At 50.1% G+C, this 20,003-nt stretch carries 10 protein-coding genes; 1 reads left to right on the forward strand and 9 read right to left on the reverse strand.

Annotated features, from left to right (window positions below; genetic code table 11):
* Window positions 1-47 precede the first annotated feature (47 nt).
* The 9 genes from HHO50_RS03040 to HHO50_RS03080 all read right to left on the reverse strand — a co-directional run bounded on the left by HHO50_RS03040 (window position 48) and on the right by HHO50_RS03080 (window position 16,011).
* Window positions 48-2,027, reverse strand: a complete 1,980-nt coding sequence (locus HHO50_RS03040; RefSeq protein ID WP_181304538.1) for a beta-L-arabinofuranosidase domain-containing protein — start codon at window positions 2,025-2,027, stop codon at window positions 48-50.
* Between the two features lie 273 nt (window positions 2,028-2,300).
* Window positions 2,301-3,281 carry a glycoside hydrolase family 43 protein gene (locus HHO50_RS03045; protein WP_181304539.1) on the reverse strand — a complete coding sequence of 327 codons (981 nt, stop codon included), beginning with the start codon at window positions 3,279-3,281 and terminating at the stop codon, window positions 2,301-2,303.
* 438 nt (window positions 3,282-3,719) lie between these two features.
* Window positions 3,720-5,570, reverse strand: a complete 1,851-nt coding sequence (locus tag HHO50_RS03050) for a RagB/SusD family nutrient uptake outer membrane protein (protein ID WP_181304540.1) — start codon at window positions 5,568-5,570, stop codon at window positions 3,720-3,722.
* Between the two features lie 11 nt (window positions 5,571-5,581).
* A complete protein-coding gene (locus HHO50_RS03055) occupies window positions 5,582-8,773 on the reverse strand; it encodes a TonB-dependent receptor (RefSeq protein WP_181304541.1) in 3,192 nt (1,063 codons plus the stop codon).
* Between the two features lie 1,071 nt (window positions 8,774-9,844).
* Entirely contained in the window at window positions 9,845-10,834 is a 990-nt protein-coding gene (locus HHO50_RS03060; protein ID WP_255478573.1) for a DUF4886 domain-containing protein, read from the reverse strand.
* Window positions 10,835-11,086: 252 nt separating this feature from the next.
* On the reverse strand, window positions 11,087-13,009 hold the full coding sequence (locus HHO50_RS03065) for a heparinase II/III family protein (protein WP_181304542.1): 1,923 nt from the start codon (window positions 13,007-13,009) through the stop codon (window positions 11,087-11,089).
* Window positions 13,010-13,273: 264 nt separating this feature from the next.
* Window positions 13,274-13,924 (reverse strand): carbohydrate-binding family 9-like protein, encoded by a 651-nt coding sequence (locus HHO50_RS03070; protein ID WP_181304543.1) that lies wholly within the window; start codon window positions 13,922-13,924, stop codon window positions 13,274-13,276.
* Window positions 13,925-13,930: 6 nt separating this feature from the next.
* Window positions 13,931-15,079 carry a phosphotransferase enzyme family protein gene (locus HHO50_RS03075; RefSeq protein ID WP_181304544.1) on the reverse strand — a complete coding sequence of 383 codons (1,149 nt, stop codon included), beginning with the start codon at window positions 15,077-15,079 and terminating at the stop codon, window positions 13,931-13,933.
* A gap of 5 nt (window positions 15,080-15,084) precedes the next feature.
* Window positions 15,085-16,011, reverse strand: coding sequence for a sugar phosphate nucleotidyltransferase (locus HHO50_RS03080; protein ID WP_181304545.1), 927 nt, complete (start codon window positions 16,009-16,011; stop codon window positions 15,085-15,087).
* Between the two features lie 1,011 nt (window positions 16,012-17,022).
* Between HHO50_RS03080 and HHO50_RS03085 the strand changes: the two genes are divergently transcribed.
* Window positions 17,023-19,449 carry a glycoside hydrolase family 3 N-terminal domain-containing protein gene (locus HHO50_RS03085; RefSeq protein ID WP_181304546.1) on the forward strand — a complete coding sequence of 809 codons (2,427 nt, stop codon included), beginning with the start codon at window positions 17,023-17,025 and terminating at the stop codon, window positions 19,447-19,449.
* Window positions 19,450-20,003 lie beyond the last annotated feature (554 nt).

A 20,003-nucleotide genomic window follows, 5' to 3' on the forward strand; every position in this document is an offset into this window, starting at 1 on the left:
CACTTCTTGTTTTTCCCATTATTTCTGTCTTTGTGCTTAAATTTTTCTCAGGGGATAGCAACCGGGAAAACAGAAAGCCTGAGCCTGGTGCTTCCGTAAGGAACCAAGGGAATGGTTTCCACCCGCTCTTCACACGTGAATTTTGCCGGCGCAGGAAGATCTGGCGTAAACCTACCGTCCACCAATTTCCAGCCCACTACTTTCCTGGCCGGCACATGAATGGTAACCGGCACGTGGCGAGGCTCCAGCGGGTAGCCCGTTGGCTCCTTCACCTCTACCCTGGCCTTGTCTGCGAAGTCTTGCTGGGTAACCGCCAACGCATAGTTCCAGGCCCCGGCCGGGCGTATGTCCAGGGCCGGGAAATTGGGGTTGTTTGATTTCTTACCCGCCAAATTCTTATAGACCTTCGTGTCTATGGTAACTTTTTCAGGCACCGCAAATGCATACAGCAAGGGGCCGCGCTCTACGGTGGCCCCTACTCCTTCATAGGCAACCAGCTTGGCCTTCATGGGCAGGTGCAGTTCCAAAACATCCTTTTTCTTGAATTTGCGGTTGATGGTTACATACGTGCCCGGGGTGAGTTCGCCTTCATACCGCTGGCCGTTTATGGTTAAGGAAGGGGTTTCACACCAGGCCGGAACCCTGAAGGTAAAGGGCATTTTGACCGCTTTTTCGGGTTTGAACTCAAAGCGTATCTTATCAGAGAAAGGATAATTGGTTTTCTGGGAGATGGTGCACTTGATTTTATTGCCCAGGATGACGGTTTCTTCTGACGGCCCATACAACGCGGCTACGGGCCCGCCCTCTTTGTTGCGCATCCACATTCTGGCCACGTAGTTGGGCATAAACCGGTGCACGTTTCCCGCGCAGCATTCGGTTTCATGGCAGGGCCAGAAGGCCATCCAGGTAGAGCCGTGCACGAATTGGTTGTGGTTGGAGTTGCCGGTGGCGATTACCTGGTTCACACTGGAGAAATACTGCAGGTTTTTAAAGTCCTTGGAGACTGCCCCCGGGCCGGCATTGAAGACCGCTTTTTCAATTTTATCGGCCCACTGGGTGTCTCCGGTAGCCATTAGCAGATACCCCAGGGCCCAGGAATAATCTGAGATGTCACAGGTTTCATGGCTTTGCAGCGGGTTCTTCCCGTCCAGGTATTCATTGGAACTAGGCACCCCGTCTGGCAGCATATGGAACTCATCCAGCTTCCGCATGGCGTTCACGGCGGCCTGCAGGTACTGCTTCTTGCCGGTGTACATGTGCAGGATTGCCGGCAGTTTGGCCATCTCCATGTAGGTCACGCCGTGGAAGACAGGCTTTTCATTTGATAGATTGACTTTCAGGTTGACTTGGAAGCCGCCTAAGGCGTATGCCTTCTCTGCCAAGTCTAGCAACCGGGAGTCACCGGTTTTCCCGTACGTCCATAACATGCCTTCCACGTTCACAATGGCCCGGTTGGCCTTGCCTATTTCCTCTGGGGTATAGCTGAGGTAATGCTGGTGCAGGGCCTCAATGATTTGGGCATTGCCGGTGGCCAGATACTCGGCCTGCAAGGCCCTGAAAAAAACGGCAATGGGCCATTGGCTTTCAAAGAAGCCGGGGCCCAATCTTCCGTTGCTTTGTTTATTGGACAAGGTGTAGTTTACGCCTTTCTGCCCCTTTTCAACCAACGCTTTGTCATCCAGCAAATAGCCCAGCCGCAGCACCCCGTCTGTGTAATAGGCCGTCTGCTCATACCGCCACCAGTTCTCGCCGTGCTTCTGGTTCTCCCTGGCGATTACCCCGGCCCATAGAACCGAGTTGAACGGGTATGACAATACCTCCGGATTGCCGGTAAGCCCCGACCGCTGCCTTTCTAAGAACTCAAGAATCCACCCTTGGGGCTTGACCGCAGCAAGGGTGCTCTCGTGGAAATGCTGGAAACTGGTTGGGGTACCCTGCTTTTCAGCAACCGGCTCTGTTGGTTTGCAGTTCACCAGCAGACCCAGCGAAACAGCTACCGTAATCGTTTTGAGAGGGAATGGTTTCATTGAAATGGTGTATTGTGAAGCGCAAGCCGCCTCACATGAAGCTGCTTCGGAAATGTGCGTGGGCGAGCACAGGGTTTACAGGCTCTTTTTTGAGAAACAACCCGGAAAAAGAAGCTTCCTGCCCCACTAAGGCGCAAGTGGACGTTTGCACCGGTAATGAAATCAAACCCGGGCCGCTTTCCCGTTTTAGGCCTCTTTTTCAAAAAGAAGGCTTAAAACACCGGTTGCCCAATGGTTTTTAGGAAGAGACCAGAGATTAGAAACTTTGGAAAATCACTCCTCTACCACGGGCCAACCATTTTTATAGGAAATCTTCTTAATCAGGAAGACGCGGCTGTCATACTGCTGTTTCGTGGCATCTTTGGTGATGGGGATGGCATGATAGGCGATGTAGGTATTCCCCTTCTTATCTTTGAAGATGGAGTTGTGGCCGGGGGCAAGCCATTCTTTATCCTTTTCAAGAATAACACTATTACCGGTACCCTTCGCGGTGGCTAATCTTTCAAATGGCCCCAGCGCGTTGTCTGATTTGGCCACCAAAACCGCATAACTGGCTTGCGGCCCGCAGCAATTGTCACCGGAATAATACAGATAGTACGTACCCTGGTGGTAATCTACCCAGGCACCCTCAATGAGTTTATCATACTGTGGTTCCTGGTAAGGCAGCATCACGGTTCCAGGACTGGAACCAGGTAAAAAAGACTGCCAATCATTAGTGAGTTCCTGCACTTTTATGGGTTGGTGCGCCGACCCCCAGTAAAGCAATTTCTTGCCGGTCTTAGGGTCTACAAAGGCAAACGGATCAATGTTCACGAAGCCCCCGCCGCAGATGAGCGGTGCGCCTTTGTCTATGAAAGGGCCTTCCGGTTTATCAGAGAAAGCCACGCCCAGGCATTTGCCCGTATCTCTTCCCTTTTCGCCGGAATAGAATAGAACATACTTCTGCAGGGTGCTGTCAAACAACACGTGGGGGGCCCAGAAGTCTTTGGTGGCCCAGTTTGGTTTTGCGGGGAGGGCATCACCCACTATCTGCCAGTTCTGCAAATCTTGGGAAACCGCCACCGGCAGGTTGTAGCTTTTGCCATTGATTGCCCCATTAGTGGCGTACGCGTAATAGGAATCCTGTACCCTTATGACGGTAGGGTCAGGAAAGTTGGCATTCAAGACCGGATTGGTGAGGCTTCTTTGCCCGGCACAGCCAGCTACGGTACAAAGGGCTACCAAGAAGAACAGACGATTTAACTTGTGACGCATTTCCTAGCTACTTCAATAATAAAACGAAACAACAAGGCAGGTTGTCAGGTTGAAAACCTGAGTATGGAAAACCAGCGCGTGTTTCCCAGCCCAGACACTACCCCATAACTATTCTTAGTATTCCTCAACATGCGTTTCAGGGCCGTTTTCCTTAAAACAGGCCTAAAACAGCCAGTGCCCCTAAAACAGCTACCATTACCTGATTCTTAGCAAGTAAAAAAGCTTACTAAGGGTTACTCCATCTTACCCTTGACGCAGCCTAGTGGTTGCAAACCCATCTTTCCTCCCGAATCAAACCACGCCAGAAACTCCACTTACATCTTTATCCTGAAGGGTAGGCGCGTGAAGGAGTAGTGGCTGAAAAACTCCTTTTGCCGAGGCAGTATCTTTCAGGAAGACACCACCCCGGCAGGGAGTAGAAGACAGTAAACGGAGCGCTTAATACCCCGGGTTCTGAATGATTTCCCGGCTGTTCTGCGTCTCTATCAACGGAATAGGGTACAAGTACATTCTCTTTTCAAAGGCCCGGTTCTCCAAGGGGGTGCGCACATGGAACCCGGCACTGCCAGCGTCTAGATTCATGCCGTGGAAGAGGCCACCTTGCCCGCCCTCGCCTGGCTTATTCTCGGCAATCATCCATCTTCTGGCATCAAAGTAGCGTTGCCCTTCTGTGGCTAGTTCAACCCGGCTCTCCTTTCTGATGGCTTCCCGTTGCAGGGCCTGGTTTCCAGCCATCTGCGGTTTTATGGTCGCCAGCTTCGGGATGCCGCCTCTTTCTCTCACTCTGTCCACATACTCTAGAACGCGGGGATCTGCGGGATTCACTTCGTTCAGGGCCTCTGCATAGAGCAGGTAGAACTCCGCTAAGCGGAAGAGAATAGCCGGTCTGTAAACAGATCTGGGGCTAGTGCCAGAATTATAGACTTGCCGGTTCAGGCGTTTGTAATTGATATAACCCGTCCGGATATCAATGTTTTCGCCTTTGTCACTATTACCGCCTTTATAGAACCAGATTTGCTGATTGCCTACGTGCCATTTACGGCCATTGTAAAACACACTGTTGTAGAACCTGGGCTCACGGTTTATGTACATACGGGAAATGCCCGCCCCGTTTTGCTTTGTAAGGTCTTCAGTGGCGGTAGATAAACCGTCTTCTCTGTATAACGGAGACTCCTCAATGGGCAAACCATCCATCATAAAGTAATCATCTACATACTCCTGCACCAAACCAATGACACCAGTACCAGAAGTACCGCCCAGAGTGCCTCTGGGAAGCGAGCGGGCATCAATCCCTACTTTGGCAGAGTTGGAGACGTTGCCCCAGGCATCCCCTACGTCTGAGCGGGCAAAGATGACTTCTTCATTGTATTTCTGGAACACCTCATAAACGCTCTTGTGTGGGTCATACACATTGTTGGTGTAGGCCTTGTACAGTCTGTAATGCCCTTGCTCAGCATAGTCAATGAACTCCTGCGTGGCCATTAAGGCCTTGTTCCATTTGTTTTGATCCCGGGCCGGGAACAACTGCTTGCCATCTGGGTTTCTAAGGGCCAAGGCCTCTGTGTACCCCCCGTTAAAAAGCGGGCTGGCGGCATACACCATTAACTTTGCCCGCACCGCCAAGGCGGTGCCTTTGGTTGGAACGGCCAGGCGGGTCTGGTCAGACAGGTTAGGATCCTTTAACTCATTCGCCACAGCGGTTAATTCATTATAGATAAAATTAACTACCTCATCTACAGAGTTTCTAGGGAAGTCTATGTTAGGATCAACTGGATTAGCTAAAGTAGTCATGATGGGAATAGGCCCATACAGTTCAAACAGCAGGTAGTGATAGTAGGCCCTTAAAAACCTGGCTTGGGCTTTAAGGTCATTCAGTTCTGCCTCATCAAGGAAAGACACCAAAGTACCCGTCTGGGGGATTACCCTTGCATTTTCAAGGAACATGTTCGCCTGCCTTATTTCCCGGTAAAACCCCCACCTGGAGAAATTAGCATGGGCTGAGTTATAAGGAACGGTGTTAAATTCCGCCACATTTCTAAATTCAATTTCATCTGCCATCCAGGTCCAGGGATTGTCTTGTCCGTTAGCGGTGTTAAACCACATGTTTCCTGAGTTTGGAATAGCATTGTAGATGCTTCTATGGAATCTTCTAACCTCTTCCGGATTGGAAAAGATACTTTCCATGGTGCGTTCTTCCGCTAATTCATCTGCCACATCAAGATAGTCTTCGCAGGAACTCAGATACAAGAAGGACGTTAATAAGCCAATAATTGTGAATATCTTTTTCATTGTGACTTCAATTAAAATGTAACCTCTAAACCAGCCGTCCACATTCTTGGCAATGGATACCTGGTACCGCCGCCACTACTTCCCATTTCTGGGTCATAGATCTTCACCTTATCCCAAACCGCCACGTTCTGGCCCATGATGTAAACCCTGGCTGCTTGCATCTTACCCAGTTTCAGAAGGTTGTCTTCAAAATTATAGCCAACTTCAACGTTCTTCAGCCTTAGGAAGGCGCCGTCTCTCAGCCACCAAGAGCTTTGGGTGTTGGTGTTCCCCATGTTGGCATAATGCAGGCGGGGGAAGAAGACATCCTGTGACGGGTTCTCTGCTGTCCACCTGGATTCAACAATCTCTTGCCGCACGTTGCTTTCCGTTAGACCCCAGTGGAAAGGCATGAACATATTGGAGGCATTATTAAGGTTTACGGTAACATTATCTACCCCTTGGAAAAATACGCTCCCGTAGAAACCTTTATACCCCACGGTAGCCCCAAAGCCATACACTATTTCTGGCAGGTAAGGATGAAACCAGTCATTGGTTCTGTCAAAATCATCAATGATGCCATCATTGTTTAAGTCAACATACTTTATGTCGCCAGGCATTACCTGCGCTATAAACCGTTGCTGCGCAACACCCTCCTTTAAAGCATATTGCTTATTACCGTTAGAACCCGTAGTCACGTCAAAGTCGTTTTCTTCAAATAGGCGTTCTGCAATGAGCATTCCTTCCACAGCGCCTAGCCGGGTACCGGTTCTATTCATCCAATCGTGCGCCTTGGGCACTTCATCCATCTCAATCTGCTTGTTGCGGGCAAAGGTGAAGGTTCCTCTTCCAGAGAAAGACCAATTCCCTATGTCATGCCGCAGATCAATACTGCCGTCAAAACCCTTGTTGGTCACCTCCCCATAATTCAGCCAAGGTGATTGTCTGAAACCGGCCACGCCCGAAATAGTCTGCCGAGTTAAGAGAATGTCTGTTCTGTGATTATTGAAGTAATCGGCCACCAGGTTCACCCTTCCGTTCCAGAGGCTTACATCTATCCCTACGTTCCGCTTCATTTCTATTTCCCAAGAAAGGAAAGGAGAAGCAAACCGGCCTTCATTCAACCCAACAATGCTGTTCAAGGCCCCGGTGCTTCCTATTCCAAAACTGTAGGCGCCACCGTCTCCGAAGGTAGGACGGTACGGAAATCTGTTCGCATCACCCCCAAACACATCGTCATTACCGGTGCGGCCTATGGATCCACGGATTTTAAGCATCTGAACGGTTGCTTTCAGCGCCTCTGGGAAGAAAGCCTCATTGGCTACATTCCAGGCTACCCCAACTGCGGGGAAGAACCCGAAGCGATATCCGGCTGCAAAGTTCTCACTTCCCGTAGACCCAAAGCTCGCCTCAATTGAATACCGGTTGTCATAGGCATAGATAGCCCTACCCGTAAAACCTTGCACCTTGAAGGCTAATGCCTGATTATGCTCTTGTCTGTCTTTTTGGTAATAAAGCAACAACCCGTTCACATCATGACGGCCAAACTGTCTTTTGTAATCCAAGGCAGACTCTAAATAGATTCTTCTGGTACCGGTGTTGCTTTCGCCAGGCTCCCCAAATTTTGTTCCCCTTTGAATTGGGGTAAGAATCAGGTTTCCATCTTTGTCTCTGCCGGTGGCATTGAAAGTATCTGGAGTTCTGTACCTAGTGCTTCTAAACTGTGCGTCTGAATCATAAGACACAGCCCCCCTTATTTTCAACCCACTGGTCAGGAAATCAAGCTTTTGTTCTAAATCTATTCTGCTTTGAATCATACTGCGCCATTCCTTGGCATAGCCAGACTCAACCACCGCAACATAAGGGCTGGTTTTGTTTCCGTTCCACTGGGGGTGCTGGCCTAACTCACCGGTAGAGTACCGGGCCGGGAAAAGGTGCGGGGGTATTCTGGAAATCCTCTCAAAGATGTTACCGGAACTAAACCCTGGATAAGAGGTCATGACATACTGCCCGGCCAAGTCAACCCTCAAAAGCGTTGATTTAGTTACGTCAATATCAACGTTGCTTCTTAGATTATAACGCTTCAGCCCGGCGTCTTTGCTGAACTCGGGGTTTACCTGGTAATAACCAGACTCCTGGAAATAGGCCCCTGAAGTGAAGAAACGGAAACGCTCACTGCCTCCCCTAAAGTTTAAGGTATGCCTGGTGTTCCAGGTATGGTCACGCATGACAATGTCCCACCAGTTGCTGTTGGGGTAGAGATCCGGATCTTCCCCAGATCTGTATTTCTCCAGGATGTCTTCGCTATACGCTGGGCTGCCGCCCTCATTTACCAGCGCCTCGTTGTAAAGCCGCAGGTAATCATAAGAGTTTGCGTATTGGGGAACACGCGTTGGGGTCTGGATACTTGTTTCACCACGGTAGGTGACTCTGGTTTTCTGCACCTTTCCTCGCTTGGAGGTAATCAGGACTACGCCGTTGGCACCCTCTGCACCATAGATGGCCGTGGCAGAGGCGTCTTTCAGAATGGTAAGGGTTTCAATCTCATCTGGCTCTATGTCACTTATGTTCCTGGGAACGCCGTCAACCAAAATCAAGGCACCGTTGCTCCCGCTAAAGGTAGACAAGCCCCTAATGTAAAACTCGGCGTTATCATAGCCCGGTTCCCCGTTACGCGAAACCGCAATAACCCCAGCTATTTGTCCTGCCAGGTTATTGGTAAGGTTTCGGTTGGGCATGCGCAGCTGCTCGCCTGTAACGGTCGCCACTGATGACACCATGCTTTCTTTCTTCTGCGTACCGAAACCAACCACTACCACCTCATCAATGTTGGCTGCCTTGTCAGGCTTCAAAGAGAAAGTTCTGTCGCGTTCCGTTCCGGCGGCTACCTCCATAGGCTCGTACCCCAGGTAACTGATCACCAGTACCGTCTGCGGGGTGGGCACTTCCAGCACGAATTTACCATCCACGTCAGTGGAGGAACCATTGGTAGTCCCCTTCAGGATGACCGTGGCACCCGGCAAAGGGGAATTTCGCTCATCTAATACCGTTCCCCTTAGCACATGTTGCGCCAGGGCATCAGATGAGGACAAGCAAATGGTTAGTAGTACTAAGCCCATGCACCTGAGTGAAAACTCAAGTAGCTTCACCCGGCAGGACAGACCGGTGAATGAGGTGCCCCGGCAACCATGGGCGTTGTCATAGTTTGTAGATGTATACTTCATACAGAAACTTATTATTGGTTTGGTTGTATTCACCGCATGAATACCCGAAGGGTATTTCTTAAATGATTCTCTTTGCCTCACTTTCACATGACCAAAGGCTTGGTTTGGGGCAGCATTCCTTTTCTGAACCTTACACAATCTCCAAAATTTCACCGCCCTGTTGCCAGCCTATCTTTTAAGGGCTTTACCAGCTTGTCACCAACTAAAGCATGTATCAATGACCAACTTACAAAGGGGAGTTTTCAGGCATGCTCACTGGTACATTTACAATCTTTGCTGTTCTCTTTGAAGAAAATAGGACTTAGTGAAAAACTAGTAAAACCAGGGTCTATTGGAATAAAATATTATATTTTCCGGATTTGATTTAAAGGTAAATTTTAGATTTTATAAAAACAAAAAAATGTGTGCTCGAAAACACAAATTCTTAAAACTTTTGTGCTCGAGCACTCAATTCACTTATTTTTATGTTTGCAGGGGCAGGAATATAAGCTTTCAAGCAACAACAGGGACTTTGCTAAGAGTTGAGTTGAATTTTTGACTGGAAAGCGAAATTGGCAAGAATCACCTGATTTATGCGTTTTAGACGAACTATCCTGCTACATGCGTAAACCCACCCCTCCCAGGCTCACCCTGTAGGGAAAAACAAGAAATGCTTTCGCTGAAGCGTTTTGGGGTCGTTTTCCGCAAAATGGCCCCAAAACGCTTCAACCGCTCTTTCGGAGTTCCACTCCGGAAGCTGGCTGCCGGGGAGTTCTACTCCCCTTCTCCTGCAACACCTGCCTGTGGTTCCCGGCGGAGTAGAACTCCGCAGCAGACAGGTTCGGGAGTAGAACTCCCAAACAGCTAGATTTTAGGCCTGTTTTCATAAAAGCAGCCTAAAAACGAGGCACAAGCGAGCCTTGCGGCAGTGTACAAATAAACCTAAACTCCTTGTTTCTGGCCTATTTTCATAAAAGTAGCCCCAAAACGACGGCCCAGGCGGACGCTTGCGCCAGAGGAACTGCTTTAAAGCTTGTTAATGAAAAGCCCTGAACAGGCTCTTGCATAGAGATACATGCAAGTCAACCTATGCTATGCGGCTGTGTTCGGTTTATAGCTGTAATTTTTACTTTTCTGAACTTCCTTTTTGGCAACCTTTCTTAAATATTTCGCAAAATCAGCAGGAACTTCCTGGGGAACGAAATCAAGGGAGGAAGGTGATTCGTTGAACAGGACTGAATACCAGATCAAAGAACCTAGATACTCACCCGCCTGATTGGCGTGGTTGGGGTCGAAATTCAGGTTTTTGCCTTGCCACAGGTAACCCACATGCAAAGAGTTCTTTTGGTTAGGCAAGTTGGGCTTCACAGGCTTCGCGAAGTCATAGGCCAGGTTTTCTGGCCTATAGGCCCATTTCCCGCTGGAACTTACCTGCCAGAAGGCATCGCCCACGGGAAACAACCGCACGCCCAGCTCCTGGGCTATGGTGTGGTAATTGGCGCGTGACTTTTCCCACATCTCTTTTTCGGTTTTTGCCCGGTCAGTTTTGTTCACGAACCCGAAGCCTTTGGCATCTGTTCTGTAGGCCCAGGTTTGGTGTAAAATCACCTCGGCGTTTGGCTGCAGCTTTTTTATGTAGTTGTACAGGTTGGTGGCATAGGGCTGGAAGGTTTCCAGAAAGGTGGTGTTGAGGGAATTCTGCTGAATGGTCACCACATCCCATTCGCCTTCAGACAGCAGCATTTTCAATGACTTGCCCGCGTACTGCCTGCCTTTGGGATCCTGGGGGTTTGCCTCATACGCTTCCACAATCTCCCAATGCCGTTGCAGGGAGCAGCCGCCCAATTCGGCCCGGCCGATGAGTAGATCATGGCCTTTTTCTTTGGCCAGCTGCGGCAAGAACTTTGAGGCGTTCTGCGAGAAGCTGTTCCCAATGATAAACAACCTGACTTTTTTGCTTTTCGTCTTTTGCTCTCCAAACCCTACCTTGGCCGTAGGCAGCGCAAGAACACCACCTGCCTGGAAGATGAAGACGGAAATAAAAAAGAAAATCCGGAGGGGAAGCATGGGGTTGAATTTCATCTGCTCTTTCGTTTTATGTTGTATAATGGCTATTGAAAGTATAACTGGCGTTCTCATCCGCCGGAGTCTGTTTTAAGGCTATTTATGAAAAAACAAGCCCAAAACGCCTTCTTCTGTTTTCCTTGAGGGCTCGCGCAGCAATCTTAACGGGAGGCTGCACCCCTCTGCAAACCACGCCAGCCCAAAATTCCAAAGGCAGGCCTAACTTACTCATTCAATCTGATACCACCAGCTTTGGCAGAAGCCCCGTGCTTATTTTATAGGCCAGTTCTTGAGGGCAAGTTGCTCTATTCCGGCTGAGATGGAAGCATTTTCAGGAACCAGCAGCACTGTAAGGGCTGAGGTGGCGCTAGGGGGCAAATCAGTTTCAAAACCAACCACCACCGTGCCGGGGTTTGCGGCGTCATAGTCTTGTATTGGCGCTGTAGACCATGTCTTAAAGTTAATCTTGGCGGGGCCGAAGGCAGTTAGCGTGAGCTTCTTCCCGTTCTGGGTAAGTTCAGCCGTGCCGTCTGCCAGGATTTTCACTTGCGCAGGAGTCACCATAGACCAACGTATTTTCGTTTTTTTCTGGCCGGTGGCAATTTCGTCCCGCACCACCACATACTTCCCCTCTAAGATGGCCACTCCTCTGCTTGCCGAGGAGACACTATCTTTGTAGATCTCTGTCAGGTTGGTAACGGCGCTTAAAAAAGAGGGCTTGTCTGAGTATTGGACAATGGGGGCAAAGCCTTTCACCTGCTGTAGGCTATTGTTCACGGCAAGGGTGTTATGGAAAAGGTTGTTGTGCCGCAACACCTTCCACCGCTGCCCATTCTGTTTATAGTCCCACAGGGCTACTCCCTTTGCTTCCAAGGAGGTATAATCCTGCATGCCCAAGTCCATGGCCCACCGTTCATTGTTGGCATCCATCACAAACGAACCCACATCCATCTGGGCATGGCTGGCAGAGGGGCTTCCTCCTTTAAAGCCCACGTAAATGGCGTTTTTATCTGTCCAGGAACTGCGCATGAGCGCCACGGGCATCACACCGTGCCCCACCCAAATGAATTCCTTGGGCTCCTGCACTTTTCTGGTGGTAGCACCGGCGCCCCAAACCATGGCCAGGGGTAGCATCCTGTTCTTTGTCAATGACACACCACTCTCCAGGTATTGCTTCTCGGTGAACAGCAATGACAGGTTGTTCTGGCGTTTTGCCAGCCAAAACATGGCCGGGCTTAACTCGGTACTCTCTGTTCCGTCAGAAAAGTTAAAGCTTTTGCCGGTGGGGCCCACCATGTGCTGAAGAAAGTCACCGGTGCTTAGGAAGCCGGGCAAAGCCGAAAGCTGGAAATCTGTTCCATATGCTTTTTCCAGGGCATCTATGAGCAACACATTGAAGGTGGTGCCATAGCCCCAATAGGAGTACCCTTCTGGGTAAGCCCCGGAGGGCGCATAGCTCTGCATGGCCAAAGGAAGCGATTTTACTGCCCGTTGGATAATCTTTTCAGCCAGGTCTGGCTGGTCTTCATATACCGCCAAAGCCCCGAACACCATGCCGGCGTTGCACACCTGGTTCCAGTTGCTGCTGCGTTGCAACCAAGAGTTGTTTCCTGGCTTTAGGGAAGGCTCCAGCCCTTTGGTGAGCAGGGCGTTCTTCACAGACGCTTTGGTTTGGGGCGAAAGGTGATGGTGCAGCCAGTCATACCCAATGGCAACGGCCAGGGTCATCTCCGCTACATCCAGAAAGTGACCCGGATTCCAATCCGGGAAGTTGGCTAGGGCCAGAAGCTCTGTTTCTGCTCTTTTCAGGTATTTCTCTTCTTGGGTCAGGCGGTAAGCGTAAGAGAGAAATAAAATCCTTTTTATGCCTTCGCGCGAGACGGAAAGCAGCCGGATACCCGTCAATTCCCGCCGAAGCGGCTTCTTCCCAATCATTGCAGCACTTTCTTCCAGAATGCTCTCATGCACCTTCTTCCAGGCTTTGTCTGCCTTGATGGTGTTTTGAATGGCCTTTTCCCCGCCCTTCAACAACAGAAGCCGAGGGTGCGACGGCATCTGCCTCGCTTTTGGGGCGCTTACGACCTGGGCCACGCCCTGCGCATGCACCGCCAGCCATAAGGCTAACAGCACCAGTATTGAGACACCTGCTGGCCTCTGTCGTTCAGACTTATAAGACGAAATGTTTCCAATCATGCCGCTATTCAATATCAATGCGAAAAATACATTTTCTTTTATCAAACTGGCTTTCTCCCGTTTGCAGCCTTGCCACACCGGTCGCCACTACTTCATCCTTCGCCATTACCACCTTTGTTTTGGGCCAGATTTAACAAAAACAGGCCTAAAACAGGCGGTGAGCCAGGCTAGCAGGTTTGCTGCGGATTTCACCAACGGGCCAGCCCCCAGGTGGAGAAAGCCCAGACCTCTTCAGTACAGTCAGCCCAGGTTGTAAAGCCGCTTCTACAGCAGTTGCAATTCCCCGAAGAATTCTGGCAGATGAAAGTTGGGTTCCTCTGCCTCAATGTAACTCCAGCTTAGGTAATGCGGAGTAGGCAAATCATCACCGCATTTATAGAAATTCACCCGGCACCATTGCTCTTTCAAGGTGTTAAAACTATTAAAGCAGAAGGTGGATATGGGAATAATGAGCGTTAACTCCCATTTCACTTCGGGCTCCCTCCCTGGCGTTTGCACTACCCTTAGGGAGGCAAACCGCTTAATCTTTTTGGTTACTTCTTCTGGCAAAGTCACCCGCCCCTCCCTATTGGAGCCGTACCCAATGGTACAGGTGCCCAAACAATTAAATTCCAGGTTGTAATATGACTTGTCTTGGTTAAAGGAGATGAAAAACTCTACGCAACTGTCTTTGTACACCGGGTCAGTGTCCCGGCGGTATACCGCCCTCACTGATTTTTCCAGCACATAGAATTTAATAAAAAGGCAATCGTGGTTATGGGCCACGGCGAATTTCACAGAGGGCTTATCTTTAAACTCATGCCAGGGAGTAACGCTGATGGAGATTTTGTCCAGGGCATTCAATGCGTCAGAAACCTGGTGAATGGCACTATCCTCATGTAGGGTGGCTATGTACGGCACTGCTATCTTTTGCATAAGAGGCTAGTTACGGCTGTCTCTGGTCACCAACTCATTCTTCTGGGCTACTTCCAGAATAATCCCTTGCAGTACCCCAAATTGTTCTTCCAGCTTTCGGACTAACTGAAATTGAGCCCGGGCCCGCTGCAGATTATGTTCAGGGAAATGGATTTTATAGTAGTGGTCGCCGTCCAGGTAATCGGTGAGGAACCGCAAGCCCATCAGGAAAGGCAACAGCAATACGCCGTGCGCCAGAGACTCAATTTCGTTGGGGGTAAGGGCATGGGCGGTTTCCTCTAAAAAGCCCTCCGTAAAGCCTCTGAACAAGTCCATATCTACCCGGATCTTCCCTACATCAGCCTCGTCTTCCGGCGCTTTGTTAATGGTCGTGCGAATGGCATCGCCAAAGTCATAGGCCACAAAGCCAGGCATGACCGTGTCCAAATCTACCACGCACTGGGCTTTATTAGACTTGTTAAGCAATACGTTGTTAAACTTGGTGTCATTGTGGGTAATGCGCAGCGGTAGTTTTCCGGCCTGTCCCAGGTGATAAATGGTGCTCATGGCCACGGCACGCTCTTCAACAAAAGCAATTTCAGCCTCTACGCCTGACGCCCGTTCTACAGGATCTTTTTGCAGCACTTCCCTAAACAGCCGCAAGCGGTTCACCACATTATGGAAATCTGGGATAGTATCATGGAGCTGGCTCACGGGCAAGTCAGCCAACAAGGCCTGAAACCGCCCAAAAGCCTTTCCGCCCTGGTAGGCCAAAGCCTGCGATTCTACCACGTCATAGCTCACGGTATCTGGTATAAAATAATACACCCGCCAGTAGGAGCCATCGCTGTCTTTGTAGTACCACTCCCGTTCCTGCGTGGGCACCAAGGTCAGTACTTCTTGCGCTGGATTGGCTTGCGGGTCTTGCTGCAACTTCGCGCGCAGATGCGCGGTCACCACTTGTATATTCTCCATGAGAGCGGGAATATTCTTGAACACATGGTGGTTTATGCGCTGCAGTATATAATGAGGGTCTCCGGGGGGCAGGTTCTGCACATGATAGGTGTCATGGATGTGCCCAGTCCCGAAAGGCGTGACGTTCCCTATTTCTCCACGGGTAGCAAACTTAGAGAGGATCTTATTTAAGCTGGCCTTGGCCTTTTCTACTTCCATCATCGTCTTTAAGCCTCCTGTAAGTTCTTTTTCCACAAATTTTCTGGGTAAACACCTGCCTCAATCAAGCTGCGCAGGGTTTTGACGGCCAACGGCTTATCTGCCGGATAAGTAACCCCAAACCATTTTTCAGGAGAGGAAAGCACTTTCACCTGAGCGCGCCCCGCTTTGACCAGGGCATCTACCACTCCCGGCAAAAAGAATTCGGCTTTAGGATCTGGCTGTTCAGCTTGTTGCCGGATGAAGCCGGTGAGATGTTCCTCAAAATACGGGAACACCGTAGGCGGGAACCCCATCAAATTCATGGAAACCACCTCTTCCCCGGTAAGGCGCACCTCCTCATCCTGGCCTTGGGCCACAATTCCGCGGCCTGTTGTAGCAATGTGGGTTTGCTCTGTTACGCTCCGCAGATAGCCGTTAGCATCAATAGCACAGATGCCTCTGGAGACGGCCCCATGCTCTGACAAGGTGTTGGCCAACCGGTACCCTACCAAACCAATCTCCTGGGCCTGGTTATGGGTAAGAAAATCACAGATGGCCTTAAACGAACGGAAGCCATAAAAATCATCGCCGTTAATGACGGCGAACGGTTCTTTTATTTTAGCCCCGGCTACCCAGATGGCGTGCGCGGTTCCCCAAGGCTTTACCCTATCAGCAGGCGCCTGCAGCCCTGCCGGCAGTTTATCCAGTTCCTGCAGAACATAGTCCACTTCAATCTGCCCGCTGAACTTATTCAGCATAATGGCCTTGAATTCGTTTTCAATAGACTTCCGGATCACAAAGACTACTTTCCCGAACCCAGCCCGTATGGCGTCATAAATGGAATAGTCAATGATAGTTTCTCCATTGGGCCCAAAAGCGTCTATTTGCTTAAGGCTCCCATACCTACTGGCCATGCCCGCCGCCAGTACCAATAAGGTTGGTTTTATCTGCATCACTGTATAAGTTCCTAGAATTAATTACCGCATCTAAAAGCTTGTTTAAACTTTGGCTTTTGCGCTGCAAACGGCCCTAGCAAGAACCTGCGTTCGCGCTTTCATGTCTTCCCAGCGCTGCTACGAAGTGCAAAAACCATTGCCGCAAACCTTACTTTTGCCAGTTGAGCTTACGAAGCTAAGAGCCAAACAAGCTCTTAGGCACCAAAAGGCACCTCAATCACTTTTAAGCACAGACTCTTGCAGGCATCCTACAAAAGAGCATAACCCACTATTTCTAGCCCCATCCCTTTCGTTTACACTCTGTGCCCCAAGCGAAGCTAGCTCCCGTCATGCCTTTACCTTGCCAAGACAATCGCCTACTCTTATAACGGCTTAAGGCCAGCACAGGATAGCATACCCCGCAAGCCTGACATAGAGAAGAGATTGAAACTTACTTCTTCCTAAGCGCCTGCCCTACAAGCAATCAATTATATATTTCCGATCTAAAAATAGATTCTATTCCAATTGAAAGCAACTAAAATCACTAAAATGTGCTCGAACACTCCCGCTTTTTACCAATTTGTGCTCGAACACTAAGATTTAAGACCCTATCTCTATTATGATGATGAAAAGTTTATTATAATTGCATTTACGCAAGCAGATAGGCCGCTTTTACACTGAAAACCAACCAAAACTGTCAGCGCGGCTGAATGGATTGCTTCTTACTTTAATTCTGCACAACCCTTAGGTTACCTTAGAGCTTGTTTAAATTTCAGGTTTGCTGGCTCAACTAGTCAGAGAAAGGTTCTGCGGAAGCGTTTTTTGAGCCGCGTAGCAGTGCTACGGGGCAAGAGAAAGACGAACGCAGGTTCTTTTTAGGGTTGTTTGCCGCACAAAGATGAAATGTAAACATGCTCTTATCTTTAACATGACACGCCACCAGTGAAGGACTCTAGCACCTCGTTTTCCTCCTCCTTCGTTCTTTGAGAAGTTTTGACACTAACCACTCCTTATATAAGATAGCCCATCATGACTAAAGTAAATTCCCTGGCTTTACTGTGCGTTTTGGTTCTGGTCTCCTCTTTCCAGCCCAAACCCGCTCCGCCTAAGAAGAACATCTACCGCAAAGGGTGGATTGACCTGAACAAAAACGGCAAGAAGGACATCTACGAAGACCCAACCCAAGCGGTTGATGCACGGGTGAAAGATTTGCTAAGTCAGATGAATCTGGAGGAAAAATCTTGCCAGATGGCTACGCTGTACGGGTGGCAGCGCATCTTGAAAGACCCAGTTCCTACCCCGCAGTGGAAAAATGAGATCTGGAAAGACGGCATTGCCAACATTGATGAGCACCTGAACGGATTTATCCAGTGGGGCAACATAGACAAGTCAAAATACTCCACAGATATAAAGCAGCACGTAGAGGGCATGAATGCGACCCAGCGTTTCTTCATTGAGGAAACCAGGCTGGGCATTCCGGTTGATTTCACCAATGAGGGCATTAGGGGCATTGAGGCGTATGAGGCCACCGGCTTTCCCACCCAGCTGAACATGGGCATGACCTGGAACAAGGGGCTGGTGCAGCAGATGGGCCGCATTACCGGCCAGGAAGCCCGTGCCTTAGGGTACACCAACGTCTACGCCCCCATTCTGGACGTGGCCCGCGACCAACGCTGGGGCCGTCTGGAGGAAGTCTATGGAGAAGATCCTTACCTGACCGCCCGGTTGGGTGTGGCTATGACCCTGGGCCTGCAGGAAAACAACCAGGTGGCCGCTACGGCAAAACATTTCGCCGTGTATAGCGCTAACAAAGGCGCGCGCGAAGGACTTTCCCGAACCGACCCTCAAATAGCACCCAGGGAAGTGGAAGACGTATTGCTCTACCCCTTCAGAAAAGTGATTGAGGAAGCCAACCTTAAAGGCGTCATGAGCTCTTACAATGACTATGACGGCATACCGGTGACGGGAAGCAAGTACTGGCTCACTGACCGCCTGAGAACCGACTTCGGGTTTAAAGGCTATGTAGTGAGCGACAGCGACGCGCTGGAGTACCTGGCCAACAAGCACCATGTGGCAGGCAACCTCAAAGAAGCCGTTTACCAGGCTTTTATGGCCGGCCTGAACGTGAGAACCACCTTCGCCCGGCCAGACAGCATTATCATCTATGTGAGACAATTGGTGAAAGAAGGCCGCATTCCAATGGAAGTCATTGACAGCCGGGTGGGTGACGTGCTGCGGGTGAAGTTCTCGGTAGGCCTTTTTGACACCCCCTACATCAGCAATGCGAAAGCAACCGAGAAATTAGTCAATAATTCTGCCCACCAGGCAATAGCCCTGCAGGCGTCCAGGGAAAGCATTGTTTTGCTTAAAAACAAAAACAACGTTCTTCCCTTGGCTAAAAACAAAGGCACAGTAGCCGTCATTGGCCCCAACGCCACCAATGTGGACTACGCCCATACGCACTACGGCCCACTGGCTTCTAAGAGCGTGAGCGTTTTAGAAGGCATCCAGAGCAAAGTAGGGGTAGACAAAGTGATCCATAGCAAAGGAAGCGAACTGGTAGACAAAAGATGGCCCGAAAGCGAACTGCTACCTGAGGCTCCTAACCCTGAAGAGCAGAAGCTGATTGATGAGGCGGTAGCCGCTGCTTCGCGCGCTGACCTGGCGGTTGTGGTGCTGGGCGGCAATACCAGAACCGCCGGGGAAAACAAGAGCCGCATTAGCCTTGACCTGCCGGGCCACCAGTTAGCGTTGGTGAAAGCCGTAAAGCAAACCGGCAAACCGGTGGTAGTCGTTTTGATAGGAGCGCAACCCATGACCATTAACTGGATTGACAAAAACGTAGACGGCATCATCTATGCCGGTTACCCAGGGGTAAAAGGCGGGATAGCCGTAGCCGATGTGCTCTTTGGCGACTACAATCCCGGCGGAAAACTGACCTTAACCTTTCCACGGTCGGTAGGGCAGCTTCCCTTCAACTTCCCTACCAAGCCGAACGCGCAGACAGACGAAGGGGAACAGGCGAAAGCCAAAGGGCTTCTGTACCCGTTTGGCCATGGCTTAAGCTACACCAAATTTGAGTATTTTCCCCTGCAAATAACCCCAGACAAACAAACCGCTACCGGTAACATCACCATCTCCTTAACGGTCACCAACACGGGCAGTGTTGCCGGCGACGAGGTGGTTCAGTTGTACACCAGGGATGTGCTGAGCTCAGTGACCACTTATGAGAAGAACCTGAGGGGCTTTGAACGCATACATTTAAAGCCTGGCGAAAGCAAAAAAGTATCGTTCACCCTGGTGCCAGACGACCTTAAGTTGTGGAACCGAGAGATGAAGCATGTAGTGGAACCCGGTGAATTCGCAGTAATGGTAGGCTCCTCTTCTGAGAGCATCAAGCAGAAAGGCCGGTTCTTGATTACAGGCACAGATACCAGGGCCGCCATCACCAAGTAAACACCCTGTTCTGTTTTAGGGCTGTTTCATGAAATACAGCCCTAAAACAGAACTACTCCCATTCTCCTATAAGTAAGAAGAATGGGTGTGTCGTTCTCGTGCAAACCTGCCACAGGCACCTTTGGATAGGACGCGTTTTAAGGCTATTTTGCTGAAAAAAGGCCTAAAACGTTTAAAATGCTTCCCCGGCCTGTCCCCCGCCAGGCCGGAAGAAAAACGTTTAAGCTTGCCAGGGGGACAAGCCAAGGAAAGCAGAGAGGCCTCCCCCCAGCCCCACTAATGCGTTTGGGGGCTGTTTTGCGGAAAATAGGCTAGAAACGCAGAAACCGAAACGTAGAGACCAGGCACTGCCTTGTCTTGGGCACGCATTGCTTTCTGCGGTTGGCTCTTTCTGCGGGGGCAGACATCCTCCCTTCGCCCCAGCGTTTCGCGGCTGTTTTAGGGGAAACAGGCCGGAAACGGCATTAGTGTAGACACTCGTAGGAACTGCGCACACTACGAGGTCTTGGGAGCAGGCGGCATCGCGGAAGGGGGGCAGACAGAAAGTACTGGCG

It is taken from the genome of Rufibacter sp. XAAS-G3-1 (assembly GCF_013623775.1).
In the GTDB taxonomy this organism is placed as follows: Bacteria; Bacteroidota; Bacteroidia; order Cytophagales; family Hymenobacteraceae; genus Nibribacter.